Annotated in this window: 19 protein-coding genes; 7 read left to right on the forward strand and 12 right to left on the reverse strand. The window is 73.2% G+C overall.

All coding sequences use genetic code 11. From position 1 onward, the window contains the following. Positions 1–9 precede the first annotated feature (9 nt). The 4 genes from R4Z62_RS15535 to R4Z62_RS15550 all read left to right on the forward strand — a co-directional run bounded on the left by R4Z62_RS15535 (position 10) and on the right by R4Z62_RS15550 (position 4187). A complete protein-coding gene (locus R4Z62_RS15535) occupies positions 10–1296 on the forward strand; it encodes an FG-GAP-like repeat-containing protein (protein ID WP_491520079.1) in 1287 nt (428 codons plus the stop codon). 265 nt (positions 1297–1561) lie between these two features. After that, a complete protein-coding gene (locus R4Z62_RS15540; RefSeq protein WP_064534285.1) occupies positions 1562–1765 on the forward strand; it encodes a cold-shock protein in 204 nt (67 codons plus the stop codon). A 321-nt stretch (positions 1766–2086) separates the two neighbouring features. Then, the gene (locus tag R4Z62_RS15545; RefSeq protein ID WP_491520080.1) at positions 2087–3715 is read left to right on the forward strand and encodes a DEAD/DEAH box helicase; all 1629 of its coding nucleotides are present in this window, start codon (positions 2087–2089) and stop codon (positions 3713–3715) included. Positions 3716–3833: 118 nt separating this feature from the next. Beyond that, positions 3834–4187 carry a MerR family transcriptional regulator gene (locus tag R4Z62_RS15550; RefSeq protein ID WP_018569051.1) on the forward strand — a complete coding sequence of 118 codons (354 nt, stop codon included), beginning with the start codon at positions 3834–3836 and terminating at the stop codon, positions 4185–4187. 46 nt (positions 4188–4233) lie between these two features. Here R4Z62_RS15550 and R4Z62_RS15555 read toward each other — a convergent pair whose 3' ends face one another. Beyond that, the gene (locus R4Z62_RS15555) at positions 4234–5475 is read right to left on the reverse strand and encodes an NAD(P)/FAD-dependent oxidoreductase (RefSeq protein WP_491520081.1); all 1242 of its coding nucleotides are present in this window, start codon (positions 5473–5475) and stop codon (positions 4234–4236) included. 102 nt (positions 5476–5577) lie between these two features. Next, a complete protein-coding gene (sigJ, locus tag R4Z62_RS15560) occupies positions 5578–6522 on the reverse strand; it encodes an RNA polymerase sigma factor SigJ (protein WP_491520082.1) in 945 nt (314 codons plus the stop codon). A 251-nt stretch (positions 6523–6773) separates the two neighbouring features. Here sigJ and R4Z62_RS15565 point away from each other — a divergent pair, with 251 nt between their 5' ends. Continuing rightward, positions 6774–7646, forward strand: a complete 873-nt coding sequence (locus R4Z62_RS15565) for a DUF72 domain-containing protein (RefSeq protein WP_491520083.1) — start codon at positions 6774–6776, stop codon at positions 7644–7646. A gap of 24 nt (positions 7647–7670) precedes the next feature. Here the strand turns inward: R4Z62_RS15565 and R4Z62_RS15570 are convergent, their stop codons facing one another. The 4 genes from R4Z62_RS15570 to R4Z62_RS15585 all read right to left on the reverse strand — a co-directional run bounded on the left by R4Z62_RS15570 (position 7671) and on the right by R4Z62_RS15585 (position 12088). Further along, entirely contained in the window at positions 7671–8543 is an 873-nt protein-coding gene (locus R4Z62_RS15570) for a carbohydrate ABC transporter permease (protein WP_064534281.1), read from the reverse strand. Positions 8544–8554: 11 nt separating this feature from the next. Then, positions 8555–9502: a carbohydrate ABC transporter permease gene (locus tag R4Z62_RS15575; RefSeq protein WP_382852299.1), complete on the reverse strand. Its 948-nt coding sequence runs from the start codon at positions 9500–9502 to the stop codon at positions 8555–8557. A gap of 13 nt (positions 9503–9515) precedes the next feature. Then, the gene (locus tag R4Z62_RS15580; protein ID WP_382852302.1) at positions 9516–10859 is read right to left on the reverse strand and encodes an extracellular solute-binding protein; all 1344 of its coding nucleotides are present in this window, start codon (positions 10857–10859) and stop codon (positions 9516–9518) included. 167 nt (positions 10860–11026) lie between these two features. Then, a complete protein-coding gene (locus tag R4Z62_RS15585; RefSeq protein ID WP_237305389.1) occupies positions 11027–12088 on the reverse strand; it encodes a LacI family DNA-binding transcriptional regulator in 1062 nt (353 codons plus the stop codon). A 180-nt stretch (positions 12089–12268) separates the two neighbouring features. Between R4Z62_RS15585 and R4Z62_RS15590 the strand changes: the two genes are divergently transcribed. After that, entirely contained in the window at positions 12269–14077 is a 1809-nt protein-coding gene (locus tag R4Z62_RS15590; RefSeq protein WP_491520084.1) for a glycoside hydrolase family 2 protein, read from the forward strand. An 81-nt stretch (positions 14078–14158) separates the two neighbouring features. Here the strand turns inward: R4Z62_RS15590 and R4Z62_RS15595 are convergent, their stop codons facing one another. Together R4Z62_RS15595 and R4Z62_RS15600 are read right to left on the reverse strand one after the other, a co-directional pair. Then, the gene (locus tag R4Z62_RS15595; RefSeq protein ID WP_491520085.1) at positions 14159–14296 is read right to left on the reverse strand and encodes a hypothetical protein; all 138 of its coding nucleotides are present in this window, start codon (positions 14294–14296) and stop codon (positions 14159–14161) included. Positions 14297–14379: 83 nt separating this feature from the next. Beyond that, positions 14380–17451 carry an AfsR/SARP family transcriptional regulator gene (locus R4Z62_RS15600; protein ID WP_491520086.1) on the reverse strand — a complete coding sequence of 1024 codons (3072 nt, stop codon included), beginning with the start codon at positions 17449–17451 and terminating at the stop codon, positions 14380–14382. Between the two features lie 184 nt (positions 17452–17635). Between R4Z62_RS15600 and R4Z62_RS15605 the strand changes: the two genes are divergently transcribed. Continuing rightward, positions 17636–20095, forward strand: a complete 2460-nt coding sequence (locus R4Z62_RS15605) for a tetratricopeptide repeat protein (protein WP_491520087.1) — start codon at positions 17636–17638, stop codon at positions 20093–20095. A 40-nt stretch (positions 20096–20135) separates the two neighbouring features. On the opposite strand, the gene R4Z62_RS15610 is transcribed toward R4Z62_RS15605, so the two are convergent. The 4 genes from R4Z62_RS15610 to R4Z62_RS15625 form a co-directional block, all read right to left on the reverse strand. Then, complete coding sequence (locus tag R4Z62_RS15610; RefSeq protein WP_491520088.1) at positions 20136–20702, reverse strand: hypothetical protein; 567 nt, start codon at positions 20700–20702, stop codon at positions 20136–20138. 563 nt (positions 20703–21265) lie between these two features. After that, positions 21266–22510, reverse strand: coding sequence for a hypothetical protein (locus R4Z62_RS15615; RefSeq protein WP_491520089.1), 1245 nt, complete (start codon positions 22508–22510; stop codon positions 21266–21268). Positions 22511–22700: 190 nt separating this feature from the next. Then, positions 22701–23102, reverse strand: coding sequence for a hypothetical protein (locus R4Z62_RS15620; RefSeq protein ID WP_064534272.1), 402 nt, complete (start codon positions 23100–23102; stop codon positions 22701–22703). Positions 23103–23704: 602 nt separating this feature from the next. Further along, positions 23705–24397, reverse strand: a complete 693-nt coding sequence (locus R4Z62_RS15625) for an RES domain-containing protein (protein ID WP_064534271.1) — start codon at positions 24395–24397, stop codon at positions 23705–23707. Positions 24398–24596: the final 199 nt, after the last annotated feature.

Genomic DNA, 24596 nt, shown 5'->3' on the forward strand with positions numbered 1-24596 from the left:
GACCCATCCATGCTTCGCACTTCCCGGAGCCGACGAGCCCCGGGCTCGCCCCGGCCGAGCCGGCGCACCGCCGCCCGGCGCGTCCTGGGCGCCGCCGTCGCCCTGGCCGCGTCCGTGGCCGCGCTGGTCACCACCGCCCCGCAGGCGGCGGCCGACGACTCCGCCCGCTGCCCCTCCGGTCAGCTGTGCCTGTTCCAGTACGGCGGCTACAAGGGCGCGATGAGGATCGTCTCGTCGAGCCAGCCCACCCTGCGCGGGTTCGACAACACGACCTCGTCGCTGGTCAACAACAGCTCGATGTACGCCATGGCGTTCCCCGGGGCCAAGTACAGCGGCAGCGACCGTGACATGCTGCTCATCACCCCGCACAACGGTCCCGTCGACCTGAGCGACGGCGCGTTCGACGGCCGTCTGGACAACACGATCAGCTCGATCCGGGTCGCCACCACCGAGTACGAGGTCACCCAGGGCGTTCCCTGGATGGACTGGTACCGCAGGGCGGAGTACCGGCGGCCCGCCGGGCTGCCCGCAGTGTCCCGCTTCGGCGACCTGGACGACGACGGCTGCGCCGATCTGCTGGAGCGCGCGGCCGACGGCCGGCTGTGGTTCCTGTCGGGCATCGGCAACGCCGACACGGTGACCAAGGGCAAGCTCGTCGGCAGCGGCTGGAACAGCATGATCCAGCTGGTCCGGCACGGCGACTACGACGGGGACGGCAAGGAGGACCTGTACGCCCGGGACAAGGCCGGGAACCTCTGGCTCTACCCCGGCCGCGGCGACGCCACCTTCGGCAAGCGCGTCCAGGCGGGCAGCGGCTGGAACAGCATGCGCGAGATCAGCGCGGCCGGCGATCTCTCCGGTGACGGACGCCGGGACCTGCTGGCCCGCGACACCACCGGGAAGCTGTGGCTGTACCCGGGCAACGGCAAGGGCGGCTTCGGCACCCGCAGGATCATCGGCACCAGCGGCTGGAACTCCATGAACCAGCTCGCCGCACCGGGTGACATGACCGGCGACGGCAGGGCCGACCTGCTCGCCCGCGACGGGTCACGCACCCTGTGGCTCTACCCGGGCGACGGCAAGGGCGGCCTGGGCGCGCGCAAGAAGCTGCCGTACGCCTGGCCCGCCGACATGCCGGTCATCGCGACCGGTGACGTGGACGGCGACGGACGGTCCGACATCATGCGGCCCGTCGGCTACCAGCTCTTCCTCTATCACGGGAACGGCAAGGGCTCCGTCGACGCCCCGATGGGCGACATGCTCTGGGACACCGCGATCGACGTCCGCGTTCTGTGACCGCCCCGCTCCCGCCGCGACCCTGCGGCCGGGGCGGCGCAATATCTGTGGTGGCCGGGTGAGGAATTGCCATGCCGCCCGGGAAGTATTCCCGGGCGGTGCGCGGAAGGCAATTATGGACCCCGCGCGGGCAGGTGAGGGACGTGCTAGTCTCGACAGCAGTTGCAGTTGTGGTTGCCTGACCGTTTTCTCGACGGGGTGATCATCACGGCGACCGGAGTCCGCACAGGGCGGAACTCCGAGCACCGTCCCGAAGGAGAAACAAATGGCTACCGGCACCGTGAAGTGGTTCAACTCGGAAAAGGGCTTCGGCTTCATCGAGCAGGACGGCGGCGGCCCCGACGTCTTCGCCCACTACTCGAACATCGCGACGTCCGGCTTCCGTGAGCTGCTGGAGGGCCAGAAGGTGTCGTTCGACATCGGTCAGGGCCAGAAGGGTCCGACGGCCGAGAACATCGTTCCCGCCTGACGCCCACCCGCGCAGACGCGTACTTTCGCAGCTGGGGCCCGCACCGTGAGGTGCGGGCCCCAGCTCGCTGCGTTTCCGGGGGCGGCACGGGAATTTCTGCCGTCCGGGCGGTGTTGAGACTGATTTGGGCAGTGTCAGGTGTGCCCGACCGCTTTACCGTCCGCATTTCCTCCCGACCTCCGTCCCGCGCCTTTCCAGCTTTCACCCTGCGTCACCTTCTCCCTTCACCCTTCGCCTCTTCGGCCCGTTCTCGCGATTCTCCGCGCCGCTCCACCGCTGCGGGAATTCCTTGATACGTGTCGCATCAAGGAAGGTTCCCGTATGAGCCGCGCCCAGAGCCGCGTACGCCGCCCTGCCGCCGCCCGGGGCGACTTCGCCCCGCCCCGCACCCGCACCCCCGCGCTGCCCGCGGTCGAGTCGTTCGCCGAGCTCGCCCTGCCTCCGGAGCTGTTGGCCACCCTCGGCCGGGAGGGCGTGAGCACGCCCTTCCCGATCCAGGCCGCGACGCTGCCGAACTCCCTGGCCGGCCGGGACGTGCTCGGCCGGGGCCGCACCGGTTCCGGCAAGACCCTCGCCTTCGGACTCGCGCTGCTGGCCCGTACGGCGGGCCGGCGGGCCGAGCCCCGGCGCCCGCTCGGCCTCGTGCTGGTGCCCACCCGCGAGCTGGCCCAGCAGGTCACCGACGCCCTCACCCCGTACGCCCGCTCCGTGGGCCTCAAGCCGCCCGCCACCGTGGTCGGCGGGATGTCGATCGGCCGCCAGGCCGGTGCGCTGCGGGCCGGGGCCGAGGTCGTCGTCGCGACCCCGGGGCGGCTCAAGGACCTCATCACCCGCGGCGACTGCCGGCTGGACGACGTCGCCGTCACCGTCCTGGACGAGGCCGACCAGATGGCCGACATGGGCTTCATGCCGCAGGTCACCGCCCTGCTCGACCAGGTGCGCCCGGACGGGCAGCGCATGCTGTTCTCGGCCACCCTCGACCGCAACGTCGACCTGCTGGTCCGCCGCTATCTGAACGACCCGGTGGTCCACTCCGTGGACCCCTCGGCCGGTGCCGTCACCACGATGGAGCACCACGTGCTGCACGTGCACGACGAGGACAAGCACCGGACCACCACCGAGATCGCGGCGCGCGACGGCCGGGTGATCATGTTCCTGGACACCAAGCACGCGGTGGACCGGCTCACCAAGCACCTGCTGAAGAGCGGTGTCCGCGCGGCCGGGCTGCACGGCGGCAAGTCCCAGCCGCAGCGCACCCGGACCCTCGGCCAGTTCAAGAGCGGGCAGGTGACCGTACTGGTCGCGACCAACGTCGCGGCCCGCGGGATCCACGTCGACGACCTCGACCTCGTCGTCAACGTCGATCCGCCCACCGACCACAAGGACTACCTGCACCGCGGCGGGCGTACGGCGCGGGCCGGCGAGTCCGGCAGCGTCGTCACCCTGGTGACCCCCGGGCAGCGCCGGGACGTGAGCCGGCTGATGGCCGCGGCCGGGATCACCCCGCGGATCACCCCGGTGCGCGCGGGCGACAGCGAGCTGCACCGCATCACGGGCGCCCAGGAGCCCTCCGGTGTCCCGGTGGTCGTCACGGCGCCGGTCCCTGCGCAGGCCGGTCCCCGCTCCGGCCGGTCGTCGTCCGGTACGTCCGGTGCGTCCGGGTCGTCCGGGTCCGGGCGCTCCTCCCGCTCCCGGTCGCGCCGGTCCTCGTCCCGGTCGGGCGCGGCGGCGGACTCCGGCACGGCGTCGGGCGCCGCCGCCCCCTCCCGTTCCGGTGCTTCCCCCTCCCGTTCCGCTGCTGCGGGCGCGGCGGCGGAACGTTCCGCTCCGGCGTCGTCGCGGGGCGGCCGCCGTGGCGGCGGCGCCCAGGGCCGGTCCGCCGGTGAGGCGCCGCGCCGCGGGGCACGGCGGTCGTCGTCCGGGTCGCCGCGGACGGCCCAGCAGCGCTGAACCCGGCCGCGGTGATCCCACCGCGGCCGGGATCGCACGGGTGTCCGCCGACCTGGCCGGGCGGCGGAGCGGGCGCATGGTGTTCAATTTCCCTCGAAGCGTTGCGCAACGAGGTGACATGACAGCAGGCAATCCGCTCAACGATCGACTGGACGACGACGACTACCCCGCTTACACGATCGGGCGGGCCGCCGAGATGCTCGGTACCACCCCGGGGTTCCTGCGCGCACTCGGCGAGGCCCGTCTGATCACTCCGCTCCGTTCCGAGGGCGGCCACCGCCGCTACTCCCGCTACCAGTTGCGGATCGCCGCGCGGGCCCGCGAACTCGTCGACAAGGGCACCCCCATCGAGGCCGCCTGCCGCATCGTCATCCTCGAGGACCAGCTGGAGGAGGCCCAGCGCATCAACGCGGAGTACCGCCGTGCCACGCGCGAGCGGGGCGGGGACCGCGACGCGCCGCCGTCCGGCTGAGCGCGCGCGGCCCCGCCGCGCCGCTCGGGCCGGGGACTCGCGCCGCTCAGGCCGTGGACTCGGCGGCGGCGCCCGCCTCGACCGCCGCCTCCGCCCCGGCCGCCGGGTCCGTCCCGGCGGGCGCGGGCAGGACCGGGCGGCGGCGGACCGGGAGTCCGAACGTCGGGTGGGCGACGCCCCAGGCGGCTCCCTTGCAGACGACCTCCTTGTAGAGGGCGGCCGTCCGGCCGGTCAGGGCCGCCCGGACCGCGCGGTCGTCGGCGGTGACGTACTGGATCAGGCCCTGCCTGCGGCCCAGCGAGACGCACTGGTTGAAGTAGCGCAGCGGCACGTTCGGGAGCTTGGTGCCGGTCAGGCGGGCGGCGATGGCGTCGGCGGCCTGCCACGCCGAGGGGATGCCCGTGGCGCACGACATGCGCAGCGGCTTGCCGCCGGGGCCCGCCGCGAGGGCCGCGTCGCCGATGGCGTAGACCTGCGGGTGGGAGAGCGAGCGCATGGTCGCGTCGACCACGATCTGCCCGGTGCCGGAGACCTCCAGGGTGGTGTCCCCGGTGAGCGGGTGGACGGCGAACCCGGCGGTCCAGACGGTGACCTCGGCCGGGATCGGCGTGCCGTCGCCGGTGCGGACGCGAGCGGCCTCGACGGCGGTGACGGCGGTGTGCTCGTGCACGGTGATGCCGAGCCCGTCGAAGACCTTCCGCAGATGGCGGCGCGCCTTGGGCGAGAGGGGCTCGCCGAGTCCGCCGCGCGCGGCGAGGGCGACGTCGAGGTCCGGTCGGGCCTCGGCGATCTCGGTCGCGGCCTCCAGACCGGTGAGCCCGCCGCCGACGACGACCACGGGCGCGCCCGCCGCCAGCCCGGCCAGGCGTTCCCGCAGCCGGAGGGCCCCGGCGCGGGAGGCGACCTCGTGGGCGTGCTCGGCGGCGCCCGGCACACCGCGGCCGTCCCAGGCACTGCCGAGGGCGTGGACGAGGGTGTCGTACGTCAGTTCCTCGGCCTCGCCGGTGCCGTCCGGGTCGCGGACGGTCACGGTCCGGCGGTCGGCGTCGAGGCCGGTGACCCGCGCGATCCGCAGGGTGACACCGGTGCCCTCGAACATCTTCCGCAGCGGGCGGGGCGCGAGGTCCTGGCCGGACGCGAGCTGGTGCAGCCGGACGCGCTCGACGAAGTCGGGTTCGGCGTTGACGAGGGTGATGGCGACGTCTTCGCGGCGCAGCCGCCTGGCGAGGCGTCCGGCGGCGCTGGCTCCGGTGTATCCGGCGCCGAGGACGATGATGCGGTGCTGCATCTCCATGCTCCTGTCTTGAGCGGGTTCGCCCCTTGAACCGGGCGGGCCGCCGTTTCCTGACAGGGAGGGGATGTGAAGCACCTCACATCCCCTCGGGAGGGGTCAGTAGGCGCGGAAGAGGGGCGCTTCGTGGTCCTCCTGCGCCCATTGCCGGGTGGCGCGCTCCAGCTTGTCGGGGTTGACCTGGCTGCGGAACGCGGCGATGCCCTCGGCCGTGATCTCCAGGCAGATGACGCCGATGACCCGCCCGTCGACGAGTGCGACCACGGCGGGGCCGCCGTTGGCGGTGCCGATGTACACCTCCGGCGAGCCGCCGGCCAGGGCGCGCTTGGCCGGGCCGGCCTTGAACAGGCCGCGCATGAACGTCGCGACCGCGCGGGCGCCCTCGAACGCCGTGGCCCGCGCCGGCACCTTCCCGCCGCCGTCGCCGACCGCGACGGCGTCCTGGGTGAGCAGCCGGACCAGCGGTTCGGTCCGGCCGCTGGTGGCCGCGGCCAGGAACTCCTCGACGACCCGCCGGGCGGCGGCGCCGTCGATCTCGGCGCGGGGCCTGCCGTCCGCGACATGCTTCCTGGCCCGGTGGAAGGTCTGCTGGCTGGCGGCCTCGGTGAGGTCGAGGATCGCCGCGATCTCGCGGTGCGTGTAGCCGAACGCCTCGCGCAGCACATAGACCGCGCGCTCGGCCGGGGAGAGGCGCTCCAGCAGGACGAGGACCGCGTACGAGAGGGAGTCGCGCTGTTCGGCGGTGTCGGCGGGGCCGAGCATCGGGTCACCGGCGAGCAGCGGTTCGGGCAGCCACTGGCCGACGTAGGTCTCGCGGCGGGCGCGGGCGGAGGCGAGCTGGTTGAGGCAGAGGTTGGTGAGGACCTTGGTCAGCCATGCCTCGGGGACCTCGACACGGCCGGTGTCGGCGGCCTGCCAGCGCAGGAACGTGTCCTGCACGGCGTCCTCGGCCTCGCTCGCCGAGCCGAGCAGGCGGTAGGCGATGGCCTCCAGGCGCGGCCTGGATGCCTCGAACCGGTCCACGTCGTCCACGGTCAGGCCCATGGCCCGGAATCCTAAGCCCTCCCGGCCGCCGGGCGGCCCCTGCCGTCCGTACGCGTCCCTCGTGACCCGCGACTCGTCGCTCGTGACCCGCGACTCGTCGCTCGTCACTCGCAATTCGTCGCTCGTCGCTCGTCGTTCATCGCTCGTCGCCCGCCTTCGTCCCGGACCGCCGCGGCCGCCGTACCCGTACCGGACCCGGCCGTGCGCACCGGGTCCGACTGGGCGCGGCGCCGCCGGGTATCCGCGCCCCCATGGGCGAGATCCTTGTGGGCACGTGCTCGTGGACGGACCGGGAGCTGACCGGGAGCGGCTGGTACCCGCCGGGGCGGCGGGACGCCGAGGGGCGTCTGCGGCACTACGCCGGGCGGTTCGCCGTGGTGGAGGTCGACGCCACCTACTACGCCCTGCCCGGCGAGCGGAACAGCCGGCTGTGGGCGGAGCGCACCCCGGACGGATTCGTGTTCGACGTGAAGGCGTTCTCGCTGCTCACCGGCCATCCCACCCGCGCCGCGCTGCTGCCGGACGGGCTGCCGGCCGATGCCCGCGACCCGCGGGTGCTGGACGAGGTGTGGGCGCGCTTCGCGGCGGGGGCCGAGCCGCTGCGCGAGGCCGGGCGGCTGGGCGCCGTGCTGTTCCAGTTCCCGCCGTGGTTCCGGCCCGGGGCGCGGGCCGAGGAGTTCCTGGAGCGGACCGCCGAGCGGACCGCGGGCTGGCCGCTCGCCGTGGAGTTCCGGCACCCCGCGTGGTGGCAGGGCGAGCAGGAGCGGGCCACGCGTGCGCTGCTCGCACGGCACGGCATGGCCGCCGTCGCCGTGGACATGACCCAGGCGCTCCCGGTCTCCGTCCCGCCCGTCACCCCGGTCACCTCGCCCCGGCTGTCCGTGGTGCGCTTCCACGGCCGCAGCGCCGCCTGGGGCACCGGGAGCAAGGAGGACCGCTTCCGGTACGCGTACCAGGACGCCGAACTGCGCGCCTGGCTGCCCCGGTTGCGCGCCCTGGCCGGACGGGTCGAGCGGCTGCACGTGCTCTTCAACAACTGCTGCGGGACCTCCGCCGTGCGGGCCGCCGAGGCCATGACCCGGCTGCTCGGCCGCCCCGCCGACGGACGTCCCGTCCCGGCGTGAACCCGTCCCCGCCGCGCGGTGCCGTCACTTGATGCCGGTGGTCGCGATGCCCTGGACGATCTGGCGCTGGAAGACCAGGAAGACGGCGATCAGCGGCAGGAAGCCGAGCACGGAGGAGGCCATGACCTCGGCGTACTGGATGTTGCTGTTGTTGACCAGGGAGGCCAGGCCCACCGGGATGGTCTGCGACTTGGTCTGGTTGAGCACCAGCAGCGGCCACAGGAAGGAGTTCCACGAGGTGATGAAGGTGAGGATGGCGACCGTGGACAGGGCCGGCCGGCACAGCGGCATGCAGACCGTCGCGTAGACCCGCCACCAGCTCGCGCCGTCGATGCGGGCGGCCTCGATCAGCGCCACGGGGATGCCGCGGAAGAACGACTGGAAGACGAAGACGGACAGCGGGGCCGCGACCGAGGGCAGGATCAGCGCCCAGAACGTGCCGAGCAGGTGGAAGGACCGGTACTCGATGAACTGGGGCAGCACCAGCGCCTCGCTCGGCAGCATCAGGCCCGCCGCGACCAGCGCGACGACCGCGCCGCGGCCGCGGTAGCGCAGGAAGGCCAGCGCGAAGCCCGCCATCGAGCCGAAGGCCAGCGTGAACACCACGGCGAGGACCGAGATGACCAGGCTGTTCAGATACCAGGAGCCGATCGGGTAGTTGTCCCAGGCGTAGGAGTACGCGTGCAGGGACCAGCCGCCGGCGAACGGCGACGTCGGGTGCTCGGTGATCGACCCGTCCGAGCGCAGCGAGGTGGCGAGCGCCCAGAAGAAGGGCACCAGCCAGATCAGCGCGAACAGGGTCAGGCACACGGCGCACAGCCGGTTGAAGAGCTTCGCGCCGTTGACCGAGGGCGCGCTCTGCGCCGCGGTGGGCCGGGGCGGGGTGATGGTGGTCATGGGTGCTCCGCTCAGGCCGCGGCGCCGGCCGCACGGCGGCGGCGCAGCCCGTACCAGGCCGCCGAGATCGCGACGATGATGACGAAATAGACCATGGTGGCGGCGGCGCCGTAGCCGCCCCGGTAGGAGGTGAAGCCGGTGTCGTAGATGTACTCGATGACCGGCCGCGTCGACTGGTTGGGACCGCCGGCCAGCAGCAGGTAGATCTGGTCGAACACCTTCAGCGAGGCGAGGACCTGGAGGATCAGCACCAGGCTGGTGGTCCGGCCCAGCAGCGGCACGGTGATGTGCCGGATCTGCTGCCAGGGGCTCGCCCCGTCGATCGCGGCCGCCTCGTACACGTCCGGCGGGACGTCCTGGATCGCGGCGGTGTACAGGACGAAGTTGAAGCCGAAGGTCCACCACAGGGTCATCAGGGTCACGGCGGTCCAGCCGCCCGAGGTGCTGCCGATGAAGTCGGGCACCGGCAGTCCCACGGCCCCGAACACCTTCGGGATCAGTCCGATCTCCGGGGTGTACATCCACAGGAAGATCAGCGCGACCACGGACGACGGCACGACGTACGGCGCGAAGAACGCCAGCCGGTAGAAGAGCCGGCCGCGCCGCACGCGCGCGGCGAGGACGGCGGCGACCAGGGCGAGCACGACCAGCGGGGGCGTGGTCAGCAGGGTGAAGAGCACCGAGTGCCACAGGGCGTCCCAGAACAGCGGGTCGGTGACCACCTCGCGGTAGTTGGACAGGCCGACCCAGTCGCCCAGGCCGCTCTTGACGGTGGTGGCGTTGAAGAAGCTCAGCACCACGCCCACGAGCAGCGGGCCGACCAGGAACAGCAGGTAGATCACGAAGAAGGGGGCGGTGAGCAGCAGCCCGGCCCGGCGTTCGGGCCGGGGCGGCCGGTCGGCCCGCTGGCCCGCTGCGGACGCCGGGGCCGCCGGTCGCGTCGAGACGACGGTCGTCATGGGTGACTGCCTCCTACTTCATCGTGACCGGCGGTCGGGCCGTGGTGAACCGCTTGAGATCCGAGCGCAGGGCCGGCACCGCCGCCCTGGGCGCGAGCCGCCCCGCGATGGCCTCGATGACCGTGCCGCCCACCACGCTCTGGAAGTCCGAGCCCGCGCCGGTGTACCAGGCGGCGGGGTCGTACTGGGCGTCGAAGGCGGCCCGCACGTAGTTGCGCTGCGGCGACTGGTCGAGGAACGCCTTGCTGCGCTGGGTCGGCAGCCACGCGGGGATGTGGCCGCCCTCGGCCCAGACGGCGCTGTGGTCCAGGAGGCTCTTGACGAACCGGGCCGCGTCGCGGGTACGGGCCGCCGGGCGCCGGTCGTTGCGCGGCACGACCAGCGCGTGCGAGTCGGCGTACGCCACCGGCTTGGGCCCGAGCAGCGCCGGGAACGGCACGACGTTGAAGCGCAGGCTCTTGACCAGGCGGTACGAGGGGATCTGCCACTCGCCGTCGAAGAGGAAGCCGGCCTTGCCCGTGCTGAACAGCGCGTTGGCGCCGGAGCCGTTGAGGTTCTTCGGCATCAGGCCGCCGGCGGTCAGGCTCTGCAGGAAGGCGACCGTCTCCTGCACCGCCTCGGCGTCCAGGGCGATCCTGGTGCCGGAGTCGGTGACGACCGGACCGGCGAGCCCGGAGTAGATCATGCTGAAGCAGCGCCACGCCGTCGACGGGTCGGCGGTGATCGACATCGCCGCGCCGTACTGGGCGCCGGCGGTCTCCTTCATCGCCTTCACCGCGGCCAGGAAGTCGTCCTTGCCCTTGAGCGGGACGAGGCCGTCACCGGCGGCGTTGAGCAGACCGGCCTTTCGGGCCAGGTCGACGTTGTAGTAGAGCACGAAGGGGTGGGTGTCCAGGGGCACCGCGTACACCGTGCCGTCCACGGTGGCCTTCTGCCAGGCCGCCGGGGTGAAGCGGTCCGCGGTGACGCCCAGCTCGGGCAGCCCGGTCCGCTCGACCGGCTCCAGCAGTCCGGCGGCGGCCAGCAGCGGCAGCCGGGACAGATGGGCGATGCCGACGTCCGGGGGCGTGCCGCTCGCCGTGGCCAGCGCCAGCTTCGTGTAGTACGGGTTGCCCCAGCCCAGGACGGTCGCCTCGACCGAGGTGCCGGGACTGGCCTTCCGGAAGGCGTCCTCCATCAGCACCATGTTGGCGCCGTCGCCGCCGCTGAAGAGGTTCCAGAAGATGACGTCCGCGGTGTCCGGCTGCGAGCCGGTCAGACCGGACGCGAGCGGGGAGGAGCACGCCGCGAGCCCTCCGGTCAGGGCAAGGCCGCCGCCGAGGGCCAGAAACCGCCGGCGTGCCATCGCTCCGCTCATAGGGGTATTCACCTCGTTAACGCGATGTGAACTCGATGGCGCGACCTTGGCACACGATTTGCAACGATGCAATAGATCGGCGGAAAGTCGCCTTGCGTGACGGCTGACGAGGTCGGTCCGCGGGGGCGGGCGGGTGCGACGCGTGCCCGCCCGCCCCCGCGTCGGCTTCAGTCCCCCGCGGGGCCGCGCCGACGCAGCGAGGACTCGCGGACGACCAGACGGAAGGGGGTCGCCTCCTGGGCTGCCGCCTCGGCCGCGGCGCCCTCGGGCTCCGTCCCCGCCGGGCCGCCCGTGCGGCGCCCGCCCTGCTCCTCCAGCAGCGTGAGCGCGCGTTCGGCGAGAACGTCCAGGTCAGGGGCGATGGAGGTGAGCGGCGGGTGGGTGTACGCCGACTCCTGGATGTCGTCGATGCCGACCACCGCGACCTCCTCGGGCACCCGCACCCCGGAGGCGTCCAGGGCCCGCAGCGCCCCCACGGCCAGCGCGTCGTTGAACGCGAACACCGCGTCCGGCAGCGGCCCGTCGCCCTCCAGCAGCTCGCGTACGGCGGCGTAGCCCTGGTCCCTGGTCCAGTCCTCGACCGGTGCCACCAGCCAGTTCACCCGGCGCACCCGGGCCGCCTCCATCGCCTGCCGGTAGCCCTCGGTGCGCTGGCGGCCGTTCTCGCTGCCGTTGCGGCCGAGCGCGACGATGCGCCGACAGCCCTGCTCCAGCAGGTGTTCCACGGCGGTTCGGGCGGCGGCCACATTGTCGATGCCGACCCTCGGGAACTGGTCGCCGACACTGTGCTCCCCCAGCATGACCAGCGGAAAGTCCGGACGGGCCGCGGCGACGTCGGCGGCCGGCAGGGTCAGGGCGCTCAGCAGCACGCCGTCGGCGACGTTGGTCAGACCGCCGTCGAGGATGCGCCGCTCCACCTCGGGGTCGCCCGCCGTCGACTCGACCAGCACCGTGGTCCCGCGCCGGCCGGCGGCCCGGATGACGGCCTGGGCCAGCTCGGCGAAGTAGGGCTCGGCGAGGAAGGGCACCGCGAGGGCGATGAACCCGGTGCGGCCCGAGCGCAGGCCACGGGCCATGTAGTCCATGCGGTAGCCCAGCTCGTCCAGCGAGCGCTGCACGCGCGCCCGGGTGTCCGGGCTGACGTGCGGATAGCCGCTGACCACGTTCGAGACCGTCCGCACCGACACTCCGGCGTGCTCGGCCACGTCCCGCATCCGCACCCTGGCCATGGAGGGGCTCCTTCCGTCGAGTCGGCCCCCGAGTCTGCCGCACCGGCGGCGGCACCGTGCCGCCGCACTCCACCCGCTCTTGCATCGATGCAAACGATCACTCATGATGACAGGGCTCCGATTATAGAAACGTTGAAATCGGCCGACACCGGCATGCCGGAAAAGGCAGAGGGAGGACTCGTGAGGGCGAGCGAGCAGGACGGGACGTATCCGAGGCCGATCCTGCGGCGGGAGCGGTGGCACAGCCTCGACGGCGTCTGGGAGTTCGGGTACGACGACACCGGCGCGGGCGAGCGCGACGCGTGGTACGCCGAGGGCGGGGCCGGCGCGTTCGACCGGGAGATCACCGTCCCGTACCCGCCCGAGGCGCCCGCCTCCGGGATCGGCGAGACCGCGCCGCACCGGGTGGTCTGGTACCGCCGCCGTATCTCCCACGACGTCCTCGCGGCCGGTCCCGGCGAGCGCGCGCTGGTGCACTTCGGCGCCGTCGACCACCGCGCGAAGGTCTGGCTCGACGGCCGTCTGGTCACCGAACACGTCGGAGGGCAGACCCCGTTCACCGCCGATGTGACCGACGCGCTGCGGCCCGGCGCCGACGAGCACGTCCTCGTCGTGCGCGCCGAGGACGACCCCGCCGACCTGGCGCAGCCGCGCGGCAAGCAGGACTGGCAGGACCGGCCGCACGCCGTCTGGTACGAGCGGACCACCGGCATCTGGCAGACCGTGTGGACGGAGACGGTGGCCGCCCAGCGCGTCACCGACCTGGCCTGGCTGCCCGATCCCGCGCGCGGCGTCCTCGCCGAGATCACTCTCGCCGCCACGCCCGCCGCCCCGCTGTCGGTCGAGATCGAACTGAGCCTGGACGGCGCGGTGCTGGCCCGGAGCACCACCGAGACCGGCACCCCGCGCAGCCGTGTCGACGTCGTGATCCCCGCGCTGCGCAACGGCATCGACCGCGAGGACCTGCTGTGGAGCCCGGAGCGGCCCACGCTGATCGACGCACGGATGACCGTGCGCGACGCCGGCACCGGCACCGTCCTCGACACCGTCCACAGCTACGTCGGCCTGCGCAGCACCGGGGTCGGCCGGGGCGCGTTCCTGCTCAACGACCGCCCGTACTACGTGCGTTCCGTCCTCAACCAGGGGTACCGGACCGACACGCTGATCGCGAACTCCGGCACCGAGGAACTGCGCCGCGAGGTCGAGCTGATCAAGGCGATGGGCTTCAACGCGGTCCGCGTCCACCAGAAGGCGGAGGACCCGCGCTTCCTGTACTGGGCCGACCGGCTCGGCCTGCTGGTGTGGGGCGAGACCGGCGCCGCCTACGAGTTCGGCACCGAGGCGGTGGAACTGCTCACCCGCGAGTGGCTCGACCTCGTACGGCGCGACCGCAGCCACCCGTCCGTGGTGACCTGGGTGCCGCTCAACGAGAGCTGGGGCGCCTCCGACATCCCGCACGAGAGCGCGCAGCGGCACTACTCGCTCGCGCTGGCCCACCTCACCCGGGCCCTCGACCCGACCCGGCCCGTGCTGTCCAACGAGGGCTGGGAGCACACCGACAGCGACATCCTCGGTGTGCACGACTACTCCGCCGACCCCGCCGAACTCACCCGGCGTTACGGTGACGCCGCCGCCGTCGACGCGGTCCTGGCCGGGCCCGGCCCGCAGGGGCGGGTGCTCGCGGTCACCGAGCGCCAGCTCGCCCGGTACGCCGCGGGGGACGCCCCCCTCATGATCACCGAGTTCGGCGGGCTCTCGCTGCGGGCCGACGAGGGCTCCTTTTCCTACACCCGGACCAGCTCCGACACCCAGTACGCCGCCCTGCTCGGCGAGCTGTTCGCGGCGCTGCGCGACAGTCCGGTCGTTGCGGGCTTCTGCTACACCCAGTTCATGGACACCGCCCAGGAGACCAATGGCCTCCTCTTCCCCGACGGCTCCCCGAAGCTGCCGCTGGAGACGATCCGGCAGATTGTGACGGGGATCAAGTAGGGGGCTGTGCAGGGGGCTTGAGCGGGGGACGGCCGGTGCGGGACCCTGAGGGAGGGTGCCCGCACCGGCCGCCTCGGCCCGTCAGGCGCCGGGGAAGGTACCGCTCGGCGAGTTCGCTATCGCGAACACAATGCAGGTGAGGGTGAGCATGGCCGCCGAAAAGAGTGTCGTTCTCATTTCATCCTTGCTGCTGGCATATGCCCGGGACAGTTCCAGCATGGAAATCCCTGACATCGTGAGACTGAGATGGGTACGGCGCCGTGGCGGCATATTAGCGTGACCTTCGGATCACACGCACAGCGTCAACGCGCCTGCGCACGCAGCCGAGTCAGCGCCTGCGCGGCCCGCCCCTCCTCCGCCGGAGCACCGATCCGGCGGCTCAGCGCGAGGCTCTCCTCGTAATGCGCAACGGCCTGAGCCGCGCGGCCCGTTTCCTGTTCGGCACGCGCCAGGTCGTACAGCGCCTCGATCTCCTCGCCCACGGCGTGGATGCGCCGGGCCACCGCCAGCGCGGCGACATGCAGCGGGATGGCCTGCTCGGGACGGCCGGCGGAGCGATGCGCGCGGCCGGTGCCGTTGAGGGCGATGGCCTCGCCCCTCAGGTCGCCCACCTGGCGGAACACCGGCAGGATCTCGTCGAAGAGGGCAAAAGCCTCTTCCGTCCTGCCGAGGACGACCAGGACGTTCGCGCGGTTCATCCGAACCGTGGCCTGCTCCCTGCGGTCGGTCACGCCCGCGGCGAGCCCCATGGCTTCCCGATAAGCGCGCTCGGCCGCCTCCGGATTTCCCGTCCTGGTCAATAATTCGGCCGTATTGTTCAACGCACTGTATTTCCCGCGCTCGTCTCCCACTTCGGTGAAGAAATCCAGCGCGGAATGAAAGCAGTCAAGCGCTTCGTCGTGCTCCGCCAAATGGAGAAGTGCCACGCCGAGCATGTTGTAGCAGCGCGCGAGACGCATCGAGTCTTTGATTTGCGTAAGGAAAGTCAACGCCTGCTTCTGGAGCGACTGAACCAATGCGTACCGCCCCGTCTGCCACAGGGCGATCGACATCTGGTGCACGCACTCGCTCTCCAGTTCCGGATCCCTGAGCGAGCGGGCGAGTTCGCGGGCCTCGCGGGCCGCCGCTATCGCTTCCTCGAAGCGGGAGCGGTGGGTGCGGACCGTGCCGAGGTCCAGCAGGGCGCGGGCCAGCGCGGCGCTGTCGCCTGCGGCGGACCAGTGGTCGACGGCCCGCCGGTGCAGCGGCTCGGCCGTGGCGAGATGGCCCTGCATGTCCAGGAACCCGGCCAACACATGTGCTGCGCAAGCGAGTTGATGCGGCGTCCCGTGTTCCGCGATCCAGTCGAGCGAGTCCAGGAGATTCGCGCTCTCGGACTTCAGCCACTGCTCGGCCGCCCGGGTCCCGGAAAATTCCGGAATCGCGGGCCGCCCGGCCTCGTCACCCGCGCCGGCGAATGCCGTGCGGGAGCGGAAGGAATAGGCCAGCCGGTCGGCCGCGTCCGCCGCGCGGAGATAGAAATCGACCAGCCGTCCGGTGATCGAATCTGATTGCTCTTCCGGTCCGTTCACATCGGTCCCGATCAACGAACGCGCATACCCGCGCAGAAGATCATGCATAGTGAAACGATGCGGCACAGGCTCGGAGACCAGATGATGGGCCAGTAATTCTTCGAGCACCCGTTCGGCGGTGCCAGGGTCCAGGCCGGTCAGCGCGGCCACCGCGTACGGTCCGAACTCCGCGCCGAGGTGCAGCCCGATCCGGCGGAAGACCAGCCGCTGCCGCACGGTCAGGGCGTCGTAGGACAGGTCGAAGACGTGGGTGAGACTGCGCTCGCCGTCGCGCAGCTCGTCCAGGTGTCCGTCGCCGGTGGCGAGCTGGGCCAGCAGGTCGGTGGTGGTCCAGGAGGGGTGGGCGAGCAGGCGGCTCGCGGCGATCTCGACGGCCAGCGGGAGATGCCCGCAGATGCGGACGATGTCGGTGACCTCCTGGTCCGTGGTGCCGCCGCGCGGCCCGAGGCGTTGCAGGAACAACGCCTTCGCATCCTGCGGCGGCAGCACGCCCAGCGACACCGGCCGCACACCGGGCAGTCCGGGCAGCCGTTTGCGGCTCGTCACCACGACCGCGGTCGGCGAGGCGCCCGGCAGCAGCCGGCGCACCTGGTCGGGGTCGGCCGCGTCGTCGAAAATCACCAGCATCCGGCGGTCCCGGGCCATGGAACGCCACAGCGCCGTCAACTCGTCCGTGCTCTCCGGAAGTTCCGTACCGGGCACCCCGAGCAGCCGCAGGATCTCGGTGAGCGCCCGCCGGGGCGCGACGGCCGCCCGGTCGCAGGCGTGCCCACCCAGGTGCACGAAGACGGCGCCGTCCGGATAGCGGTGGCGGACATGGTGGGCCAGGTGGACGGCCAGCGCCGTCTTGCCGACGCCGCCCATGCCGGAGATCGACTCCACGGTGACCACGGGCGCCGCGTCCCCGGTGCCCTCGGACAGCGCCTCGGTCAGGCGGTGCAGTTCCTCCCGGCGGCCGACCCAGGGGACGTCGCGCGGCAGGTTGTCCGGGATCCGCACCGGCGGCCGGGGCGCCGTCCCGCCGGTGACGCCGACCTCGCGCAGCAGCGCGACCATCGGTGTCCCGGCCAGGATCCCCTCCTGGACGCGGTGCAGCCGGCGGCCCGCGTCCAGACCGCTGTCGCGGATGACCCGCTGCCGGGTCCGCTGGAGCAGCCTGGCCGCCTCGGCGGTACGGCTGCTGCCGTGCAGCGCCACGGCCAGCAGCTCCACCAGCGCCTCGTCGACGGGGCGTTCCGCCACCAGGGGCAGCAGCACCGGCACGGCGTCCGTGAACCGCCCGGCGCCGACCAGGATCTCGGCCCGGGTGATCGCGGCGACCAGGCGTGTCTCGGCGACCGTGGTGCGCAGATGGCCGGGCCAGGAGCCGCTGATCCCGGCCAGCGGTTCACCGCGCCAGAGCCCGTCGGCCCGGTCCAGCAGGTCGAGCGCCGCCCGTTCGTCGTCGGTGCCCTTGAGCGCGCGGGCCTGGTCGACGCAGCTCGTGTAGTGCCGCAGGTCGACGCGGTCCGGGTCGACGCGCATCACATAGGAGTTCGTCCGGCTGACGATCACTGCGGCGTCCTCGTCGGCACCGCGCAGGGCGGCGCGGATCCGGGAGATGTGGGCGTGCAGCGTCTCCCGGGCCTTGACCGGCGGGTTCTCGTCCCATATACGGTGAATAAGGGTGTCTACCCCTACTGTCCGCCCCGCGTCCCAGGCCAGCGCCGCGAGCGCTATGCGCGGCTTTATGGATCCGAGATCACTGCGTCGACCACCGACCAGCACTTCGACCGCTCCGGAAAGACGAATCTCGAACTCCACCAGCGACCTCCCCGACCAGGGTGGCGGCCTTGCGCTTCCAGGGCGTCCGAGGGTGTCATGGGCCTGCCATGCATGGCTATATGCCCACCGAACGAGACCGAAATTGAGCGATTAACGGTCCATCCTTTTCTCTTCTTGTTCCCTTCTTGGCCGCGGTGAAGACGATCTTCCGAAAGGGGCCTGCATGCGTTTTCCACGACCGGACGGAGTGGAGGAGCTGTCGGCGGCCATGGCCGCCTGTGCCGACGACCGCGATTCCGCCGCCTGGCAGGAACTGCTCCATGTCCTGCGGACGGCGGGCCGCGGGGCCCCGGCGGCGGGCCCCTCGGACCGCGCCGCACGGGCCGCGGCCTGGCACCGGCTCGCGGGCGAACTGTCCGCGCTGGCCCTGCGCGACACCGCCACGCGCGACGCCCTCACCCACTGGTTACGGCGCCACGGACCCCCGCCCCCGCCCCCACAGCAGCCCCCCGCATCACCTGCCCCGACCAGCAACGTCATCAGCGGCGACGCCGTACTCGAAGGCCCCGTCGTGCAGGCCCGCAGCGTCAGCGGCGGCATCCACTTCCACCAGCCCGCACCGGCGCCCCCTCCCCCGCCCCGGCCGCCCGTACCGCGCCAACTCCCGTACCTCACCGCCAGCTTCGTCGGCAGGGAGGACGACCGCCGCGCGCTGGACGCCCTGCGTGCCGCCCGCCCGGCCGGGGCCCCGCAGGTCCTGGTCGTCAGCGGCCTGCCCGGGGTCGGGAAGACGACCCTCGCCGTGCGCTGGCTGCACGAGCAGGCGGACGGCTTCCCCGACGGCCAGCTCTACGCCGACCTCGGTGGCCACACCGCCGAGGAGACCGGCCCCCGGGACGGCGGCGGGCCCGCCTCCCCCGGCACGGTCCTGGAAGGCTTCCTGGTCGCGCTCGGCGTCTCCGCGGTACCCGTCGGCACCGCCCAGCGGGCCGCGCTGTGGCGCTCCGTGACCGCCGGACTGCGGCTCGCCGTGCTGCTCGACAACGCCTTCACGGCCGCCCAGGTACGCCCGCTGCTGCTCGGCAGCCCGGCCGGGCTCACCGTCGTGACCAGCAGGAACAGCCTCACGGGGCTGCGGGTCGACGGGGCGTCGCTGCACCGGCTCGAAGGGCTGCCGACGCGTTCGGCGGTCGAACTGCTCGCGGTCGGCGGCGGGGACCGCGTGGCCCGGGAGAGCGCCGCCGCGCACGAGGTGGTCCGGCTCTGCGGCCGGCTGCCGCTGACGGTCGGCCTGGCCTCCGCCCAGCTCGCCCTGCGGCCCCACCGTCCGGTGGCCGCCCTGGCCGAAAGCCTCTCCCGGGGACAGGGCGCCCTCGGCTCGCTCCGCATCGACGGCGAGGCCGTGATGCGGACCGCGCTGGACCTGTCGTACGCCCTGCTGCCCGCCTACGCGGCCGTGCTCTACCGCCGGATGGGCCTGCTGCCCACCGACCGGCACGACCTCCCGATGCTGGCGGCCGTGGCGAACGGCACGAGCGACGGGAGCGACGGCGAGGACACGGCCGTCGACACCGCCGTGGACGCCCTGGTGGAGGCCAACCTCCTGGAGGAGACCGGCCCGGAGACCCACCGCTTCCACGATCTCGTCCTGCCGCACGCCCGCCGCCTCGGCGAGCAGCACGAGGACCCCGCCCACCGGGCCGCCGTGCTGCGCCGGTACGTCGACTGGTGCCTGGTCACCGCGGGCGCCGCCGAACTCGTCCTGACCCCCAGTCACCGGCTGCCCGGCCACGACGTCCACGCACCGGGCGTCGCCCCCGCCCCCCTGGCGGGCCCCGAGGAGGCGCTCGCCTGGCTCGACACGCACCGCAACGGCCTGATGGGCGCCGTACGGCACTGCGCGGACGCGGGCTGGGACACGAGCTGCTGGCGCCTGGTCGACCTGATGTGGCCCCTCTTCCTCCGTCTCCGTCCGTCCGCGATGTGGCTGGAGGCGCATCGCCTCGGGCTCGACGCGGCCCGCCGCTGCGGTTCGCGGGAGGGCGAGGGCCGGATGCTCACCTCCGGTGCGATCGGCCTGCGGGACGCCGGGGAGTACGAGGAGGCGGGCGAGTGGTACGGGTGGGCGCTGGCGAAGGCCGTCGAGGACGGCGACGTACGCCAGCAGGCCCAGGCGGTCAGCGGGCTCGGGCACATCCGGTTGCAGACGGGCCGCCCGGCCGAGGCCCGCGACCACTTCCGGGAGGCACTGCGGCTGCGGGAGGCCGTCGGCTACCGGCGCGGCGCCGCCCTGTCCCGGCGGCGGCTCGGCCAGACCGCCCTGGCCCTCGGCGAACTCACCGAGGCGGCCGAGCAGTTGCGTCGCGCCCACGACGAACTGACCGCGCTGGACGAGACGTACGAGGCGACCCGGGTACGGGCCCTGCTCGGGCACGTCCTGTGCCGGGACGGGCGGGACGCGGAGGGCGTCCCGCTGCTGCGGGACGCCCTCGCCGCCTTCCGGTCCGGTGACGCCCGCTCCGAGCACTGGGAGGGCCGCTGTCTGGAATGGCTCGGCCGGTCCGCCGAGGCGCAGGGCGACACGGCCGGGGCGGCCCGTCTGTACGCCGGTGCCCTGGAGCTCGCGCGGCGGCTGGACCCGGCGGACGCGGAGCGCCTGGAGGACCGGCTGCGGCACCTGTGAGAGGTGCCGCTGCCGGTCGCTCCCCCGCGCCGTCCTCCCGTCACCCGCCGCCGGTGGAGTACCGCGCGGACCACGGGTGGTCCAGCGGGACGACGGCGCGCAGGGCCTCCCGCGCCCCGCCCGCCGCCAGCCACGCGTGCAGCACGGAGGCGGCCAGGTCCGTGGCGGCGTACGGCCCCGGCTCATGGCGTCCCGTGCCGTACGGCGCGGGCCCTGTGCGCCGGGTCCCAGGGCCGTCCGCCGGGCTGCCCCGCACGCCGAACACGCCGCGTACGCCGAGCACGTACCCGGTGCCGACACCGGGCACCGCTGCGACCAGGCAGCCGGGGTGACGGGCCAGCAGGTCGTCCACCCGGGCACGGGCCGCCGGAGCGGGCAGCGGCACCCGGCTCACCAGCACATCGGCGTGCTCCGCGAGTTCCGGCCGCCCCGGTGCGTCCGGATCCGCGCGCAGGTGCACATCGCACGCGAGGCCGTCGGACGGGAGACCGCCGGACGCGAGGCCGCCGGACGGCGGATGACCGCAGGCCGGGCGCACCGGCGCGAGCCGTCCGTCCGGGGCGCGGGCCGGTGGGTCGGCACGGACGAAGGCCCGTCCGTGGGACACGTCCGACCGCCACAGCACGGCCGACCAACCCGCCGGGCCGGGGCTCCCCGGCGGACTCGGCACGTCCGGCCCGCCCCGGACATCCCGAGGGGGCCCCGAGGCACCGGGCAGACCCGGAACGGCCGGGCGACCGGAAGCGGCCGGCCGCCCCGAACCGTCCCACCGGCCCAGGGCGGTCAGCCGCCGCAGGACGGCGAGCCGCCTCCAGCCGTGCAGCCGTTCCCAGGCGTGCAGCCGTTCCCAGCCGTGCGGTGGCTCCCAGGCGTCCGGGGGTCCCCAGTCCTCCGGCTCTCCCCGGTCCCGCGCTCGGTCCCGGTCCTGTGACCGGTCCCGGGCCGGCGTGGGCGTGGGCGCGGTGTCCTCGTCCGGCCGGGGCCGGGGAGGGCGGCCACCGCCGGGCGGGGCGCCCGGGGTGGCGGTGAGGGCCGGGGCACCGAAGCAGACGGTGACCCAGGCCGTGCCGGGGCCGGGACGCGGCGGCGGAGGCGGCGCCGGGGGCTCGGTGACCGGTGCGGTCGGCCGGGCCTCCCGCCGGCCGTGTCGGCGCGTCCCGGTCCGCTGCCTCATCGTCCGGCCCCCGGGCCCGCGGAGACCTCCCACCGCCGCAGTGGGGGCGGCGGTGCGGGTGGCGCGACGAGCAGGGGGTGGGCCGGTTCGCCCAGGTCGAGCAGGCGGTAGACCAGGGCACGCATCCGCCGGTGGAACTGCCCCGGCACCGAGGTCAGCGAGGCGGCCACCTGCTCGTACTGGCCCGGACCGCGCTCGTGCGCCGCGTACTCCAGTTGCTCGGCCAGCGGCCGGGCGGAGGACAGCACGGGTGCGGCGGCGGCCAGCAGCGCCGCCGGGGAGGACGCCGACACCTCCCGGCGCGGGCCGTGCGTCAGCAGCACGGTCGCGTCGGTGAGCGTGCCGTAGGCCGTCAGGGAACCGTGGTCCCCGATGATCCAGTCGGCGGCGATCAGCAGGGGCTGCCAGTCGGCCTCCGGCGGCACGACCGCGATGCCCCGGTCGCGGCACCCGGCCAGCCAGCGGTGCACCTGCCAGGTGCCGTGCCCGGCGAACACGTTCGGATGGATCAGCAGGGCGATCCGGTGGCGGTCGTCCGGCGGACGGCTCACCAGGTGCGGCAGCAGCGCGTCGAGGTGCCCGAACGTGGAGCCCTGCCCCCAGGTCGAGGCGACGACCACCAGGCGCTGGCCGTCCTCGACCCCCAGTGCGCGGCGGTAGTGCCCGCGCAGCGGCAGGCCGGCCGTGATCCGGTCGACGCAGGGGTCGCCCACCACATGGGCCACGGGCAGCGCCTCGGGGCAGGAGCGGGCCAGCTCCGCCACGTCGCGGTCGTGTGCGTAGACGATCGCCCTCGGCACCACCCGGCCCTCGTGCAGCAGGTGCCGGCGGCTGAGCATCCCGGGCGGCCGGTGCTCGCCCGGGGCCAGGGACGTGGTGTCGGTGAGCGGTTTGATGTGCCCGGCGCCGTGCGAGATCCGCACGACCGGGGTGCGCAGTTCGTGCACTCCGCGCGAACCGGCGGCCAGCGCCAGGTCGAACTCGGTGCGGCGGGCTTCCTTCCAGGGCACGGTGGTGATGCCCTGCGCCTCCAGGTACCGGGTGACCCCGGTGCCGAAGGCGTGCGGTGCGGTGGTGAAGGCGACCTGCACGCGCAGGTCGGCCTCCAGTAGTTCGAACACTTCCTTCAGGCGCTGTGCGAACGTCACCGTGTGGACGACCACCAGCACCCGCTTGCAGTCCCGTACGGTGAGCCAGTGTCCTCGCTCGATCAGTGCCGGTCTCGTGAATCCGACGGACACGCGATCCCCCATCGCTCATCTCGGCCTACAGCGGTCGACGAGGGGTTTCCCGGTGCGCCGGGCACTTTCCTTGCAGTCTCCTTGCAGTGGCCCTACGCGCGACGCCCGCGCTCCGGGGGCGTTCGGCCGGAGCACGGGCGGGCGTCGTACAGACGGGCGGGGCGGGGTGACCGGTGCCGGGACGGCGTGGTCAGAGATCGCCCTTGATGTAGGAACGGGCCGCCGCCATGGCGTCCTTGTGCCGGTCCTCGGCGATGGCCTGGATCGGGGAGTCGTCCTCCAGCTGCGGATTCATCCCGATCATCCAGGCGCGGGCGGTGTGGCAGTTCTCCTCGAAGGAGATCATCTGGAAGATCTGATAAGCGGCGCGCAGCCGCAGCTCGGAGTCGATGCGCGGGCTGTTCTGCTCGCTGCACCACTTGCCCACCTGCTTGGGGTCCTCGATACCGGCGATGAAGGCGGTCAGCCGCTGGCCGAAGTTCTCCTGGAGGAAACGCGCGATGGCCGACGCGGAGGCCTGAACCATCTCCGCGTGGGCGACGGTCTCGCCACCAGGATCGGTCCTGGTCGATCGGTCGGTCAGGGTCTTCATGCTCTCCTCGATTCCTCGGCGCACCGTCCGGTGTCCGGGACGGCGCGGCGGAGGGTGGTGTGTGGCGCTGCCTCAGGACGCGCGAACGTCAGCCTTGATGCGGCGGGGCGCGGGGAGGCATGCGTGCGGGAGGAGGTGACGGCGGTCGCGGACAGGGACGCGGGCACGCGGACCGACCGTTCGACGGTCGGCCGTGGCGCGTCAGCGGGTAACGGACGCCTGGTCAACATCGCTCCCCCCATGGGTGTCTTGGGACAAGTCTACCCCTTGTCCCGTCGGCTACTCCACCACTTTCCCCCTGGGAATCCCCTGGAAATCCCACCCAGGCCCTTCCCGGACAGAGTACATGAAACGGACTCAGGATCGCTCGGAAAGGCGTGACCAGGGGATTTTCGCCGCCAACCGGGGTGGATGGACGGGGGTTTCGGCCGACCCGGACGGGGGCAGTGTCATCCCATCAGGGGGCGGCCGGGTGGCGGAGGTGACGGGGCCGATGATCCGACAGTGACGACCCGGCGGGCGGGCTGGCCGGCGGGTCGGCGGGTGAGCTGACCGGCGGGCCGGGAGCAGGCCGGAGCTGCGGCGGGCCGCCTGCGCGGTGGTCAGAACAGGCGCAGGCCGTACTCCGTGGCGACTTCCTGGAGAGCCTGGTCCTCCAGGCGGATGGGGCGCCGTTCGGCGTGGGCGAGGTCGACGTCCTGGAGGACGGCCCAGCACTGCCGGCCACCGTAGCCGGAGCGGTAGGCGATGCCCTGGGCCAGGCGGTGCCCGGTCCGGTTGCGCTGGGCCACGGTCCAGGCGGCGATCTGCCGGGCGATCCTGCGGTCACGGCCGTGGATGTGCTCGTCGGTGAGCCCGTTCTCCACGCCCCACGCGCTCAGTTCGCTGTGCAGTTCCTTCATCAGGACCTCGCGGGTCGCGGCGGCGTCCACATCGAGGAAGCGGGCGTCCCCGGGCGGCAGCAGCCGGACGAGCACATGGTCCTCGCGCCAGCCGGAGGCCAGGTGTCCGAGGCGCATCGTGCTGGGTTCGCGGTCCCAGTCGCCGCCGATGAGGGCGCGCATCTTCGGGTGGACCCGGAAGTGCGCCAGCGCCTCCGCGTAGCAGCCGGCCAGATCGCTCGCGCAGTAGAGCATGCCGTAGGTGGCCAGGCTGAAACGGCCGGCGCTGGAGCCCTGGCTCGTCTCGGGCTCCAGCCTGTTGTACGCCAGCGGCTGCCCGCGCTTGCCCAGGCGCCACATCCCCCGCTCGGGGGCGGAGACGAGCGCCACGGGAGGTTCGTCGGCCGACCGCATCACACGCGTGCCTTTCCGGCGGCGGCGGGCGCCGCCGGGGTCGTGTCGTTCATACACCCTCGCTGCTGGGCCGCTGTTGGCCGGCGGACGACACGGCCGGAGTCCGGGAGACCCGGCCGGCGGAGTGCGTACTCCTGGTGTTCCACCGGTGTTCCGCCGGGTGGGGTGGTACCGGTTGGTGCATGTGCCGACGGGACAT

The organism is Streptomyces sp. PL-25 (assembly GCF_058344915.1).

Coding starts and splice junctions, on each gene's coding strand:
- R4Z62_RS15535 (WP_491520079.1), top strand. CDS start 10: ATGCTTCGCACTTCCCGGAGCCGACGAGCCCCGGGCTCGCCCCGGCCG.
- R4Z62_RS15540 (WP_064534285.1), top strand. CDS start 1,562: ATGGCTACCGGCACCGTGAAGTGGTTCAACTCGGAAAAGGGCTTCGGC.
- R4Z62_RS15545 (WP_491520080.1), top strand. CDS start 2,087: ATGAGCCGCGCCCAGAGCCGCGTACGCCGCCCTGCCGCCGCCCGGGGC.
- R4Z62_RS15550 (WP_018569051.1), top strand. CDS start 3,834: ATGACAGCAGGCAATCCGCTCAACGATCGACTGGACGACGACGACTAC.
- R4Z62_RS15555 (WP_491520081.1), bottom strand. CDS start 5,475: ATGCAGCACCGCATCATCGTCCTCGGCGCCGGATACACCGGAGCCAGC.
- sigJ (WP_491520082.1), bottom strand. CDS start 6,522: ATGGGCCTGACCGTGGACGACGTGGACCGGTTCGAGGCATCCAGGCCG.
- R4Z62_RS15565 (WP_491520083.1), top strand. CDS start 6,774: ATGGGCGAGATCCTTGTGGGCACGTGCTCGTGGACGGACCGGGAGCTG.
- R4Z62_RS15570 (WP_064534281.1), bottom strand. CDS start 8,543: ATGACCACCATCACCCCGCCCCGGCCCACCGCGGCGCAGAGCGCGCCC.
- R4Z62_RS15575 (WP_382852299.1), bottom strand. CDS start 9,502: ATGACGACCGTCGTCTCGACGCGACCGGCGGCCCCGGCGTCCGCAGCG.
- R4Z62_RS15580 (WP_382852302.1), bottom strand. CDS start 10,859: ATGAGCGGAGCGATGGCACGCCGGCGGTTTCTGGCCCTCGGCGGCGGC.
- R4Z62_RS15585 (WP_237305389.1), bottom strand. CDS start 12,088: ATGGCCAGGGTGCGGATGCGGGACGTGGCCGAGCACGCCGGAGTGTCG.
- R4Z62_RS15595 (WP_491520085.1), bottom strand. CDS start 14,296: ATGCTGGAACTGTCCCGGGCATATGCCAGCAGCAAGGATGAAATGAGA.
- R4Z62_RS15605 (WP_491520087.1), top strand. CDS start 17,636: ATGCGTTTTCCACGACCGGACGGAGTGGAGGAGCTGTCGGCGGCCATG.
- R4Z62_RS15620 (WP_064534272.1), bottom strand. CDS start 23,102: ATGAAGACCCTGACCGACCGATCGACCAGGACCGATCCTGGTGGCGAG.
- R4Z62_RS15625 (WP_064534271.1), bottom strand. CDS start 24,397: ATGCGGTCGGCCGACGAACCTCCCGTGGCGCTCGTCTCCGCCCCCGAG.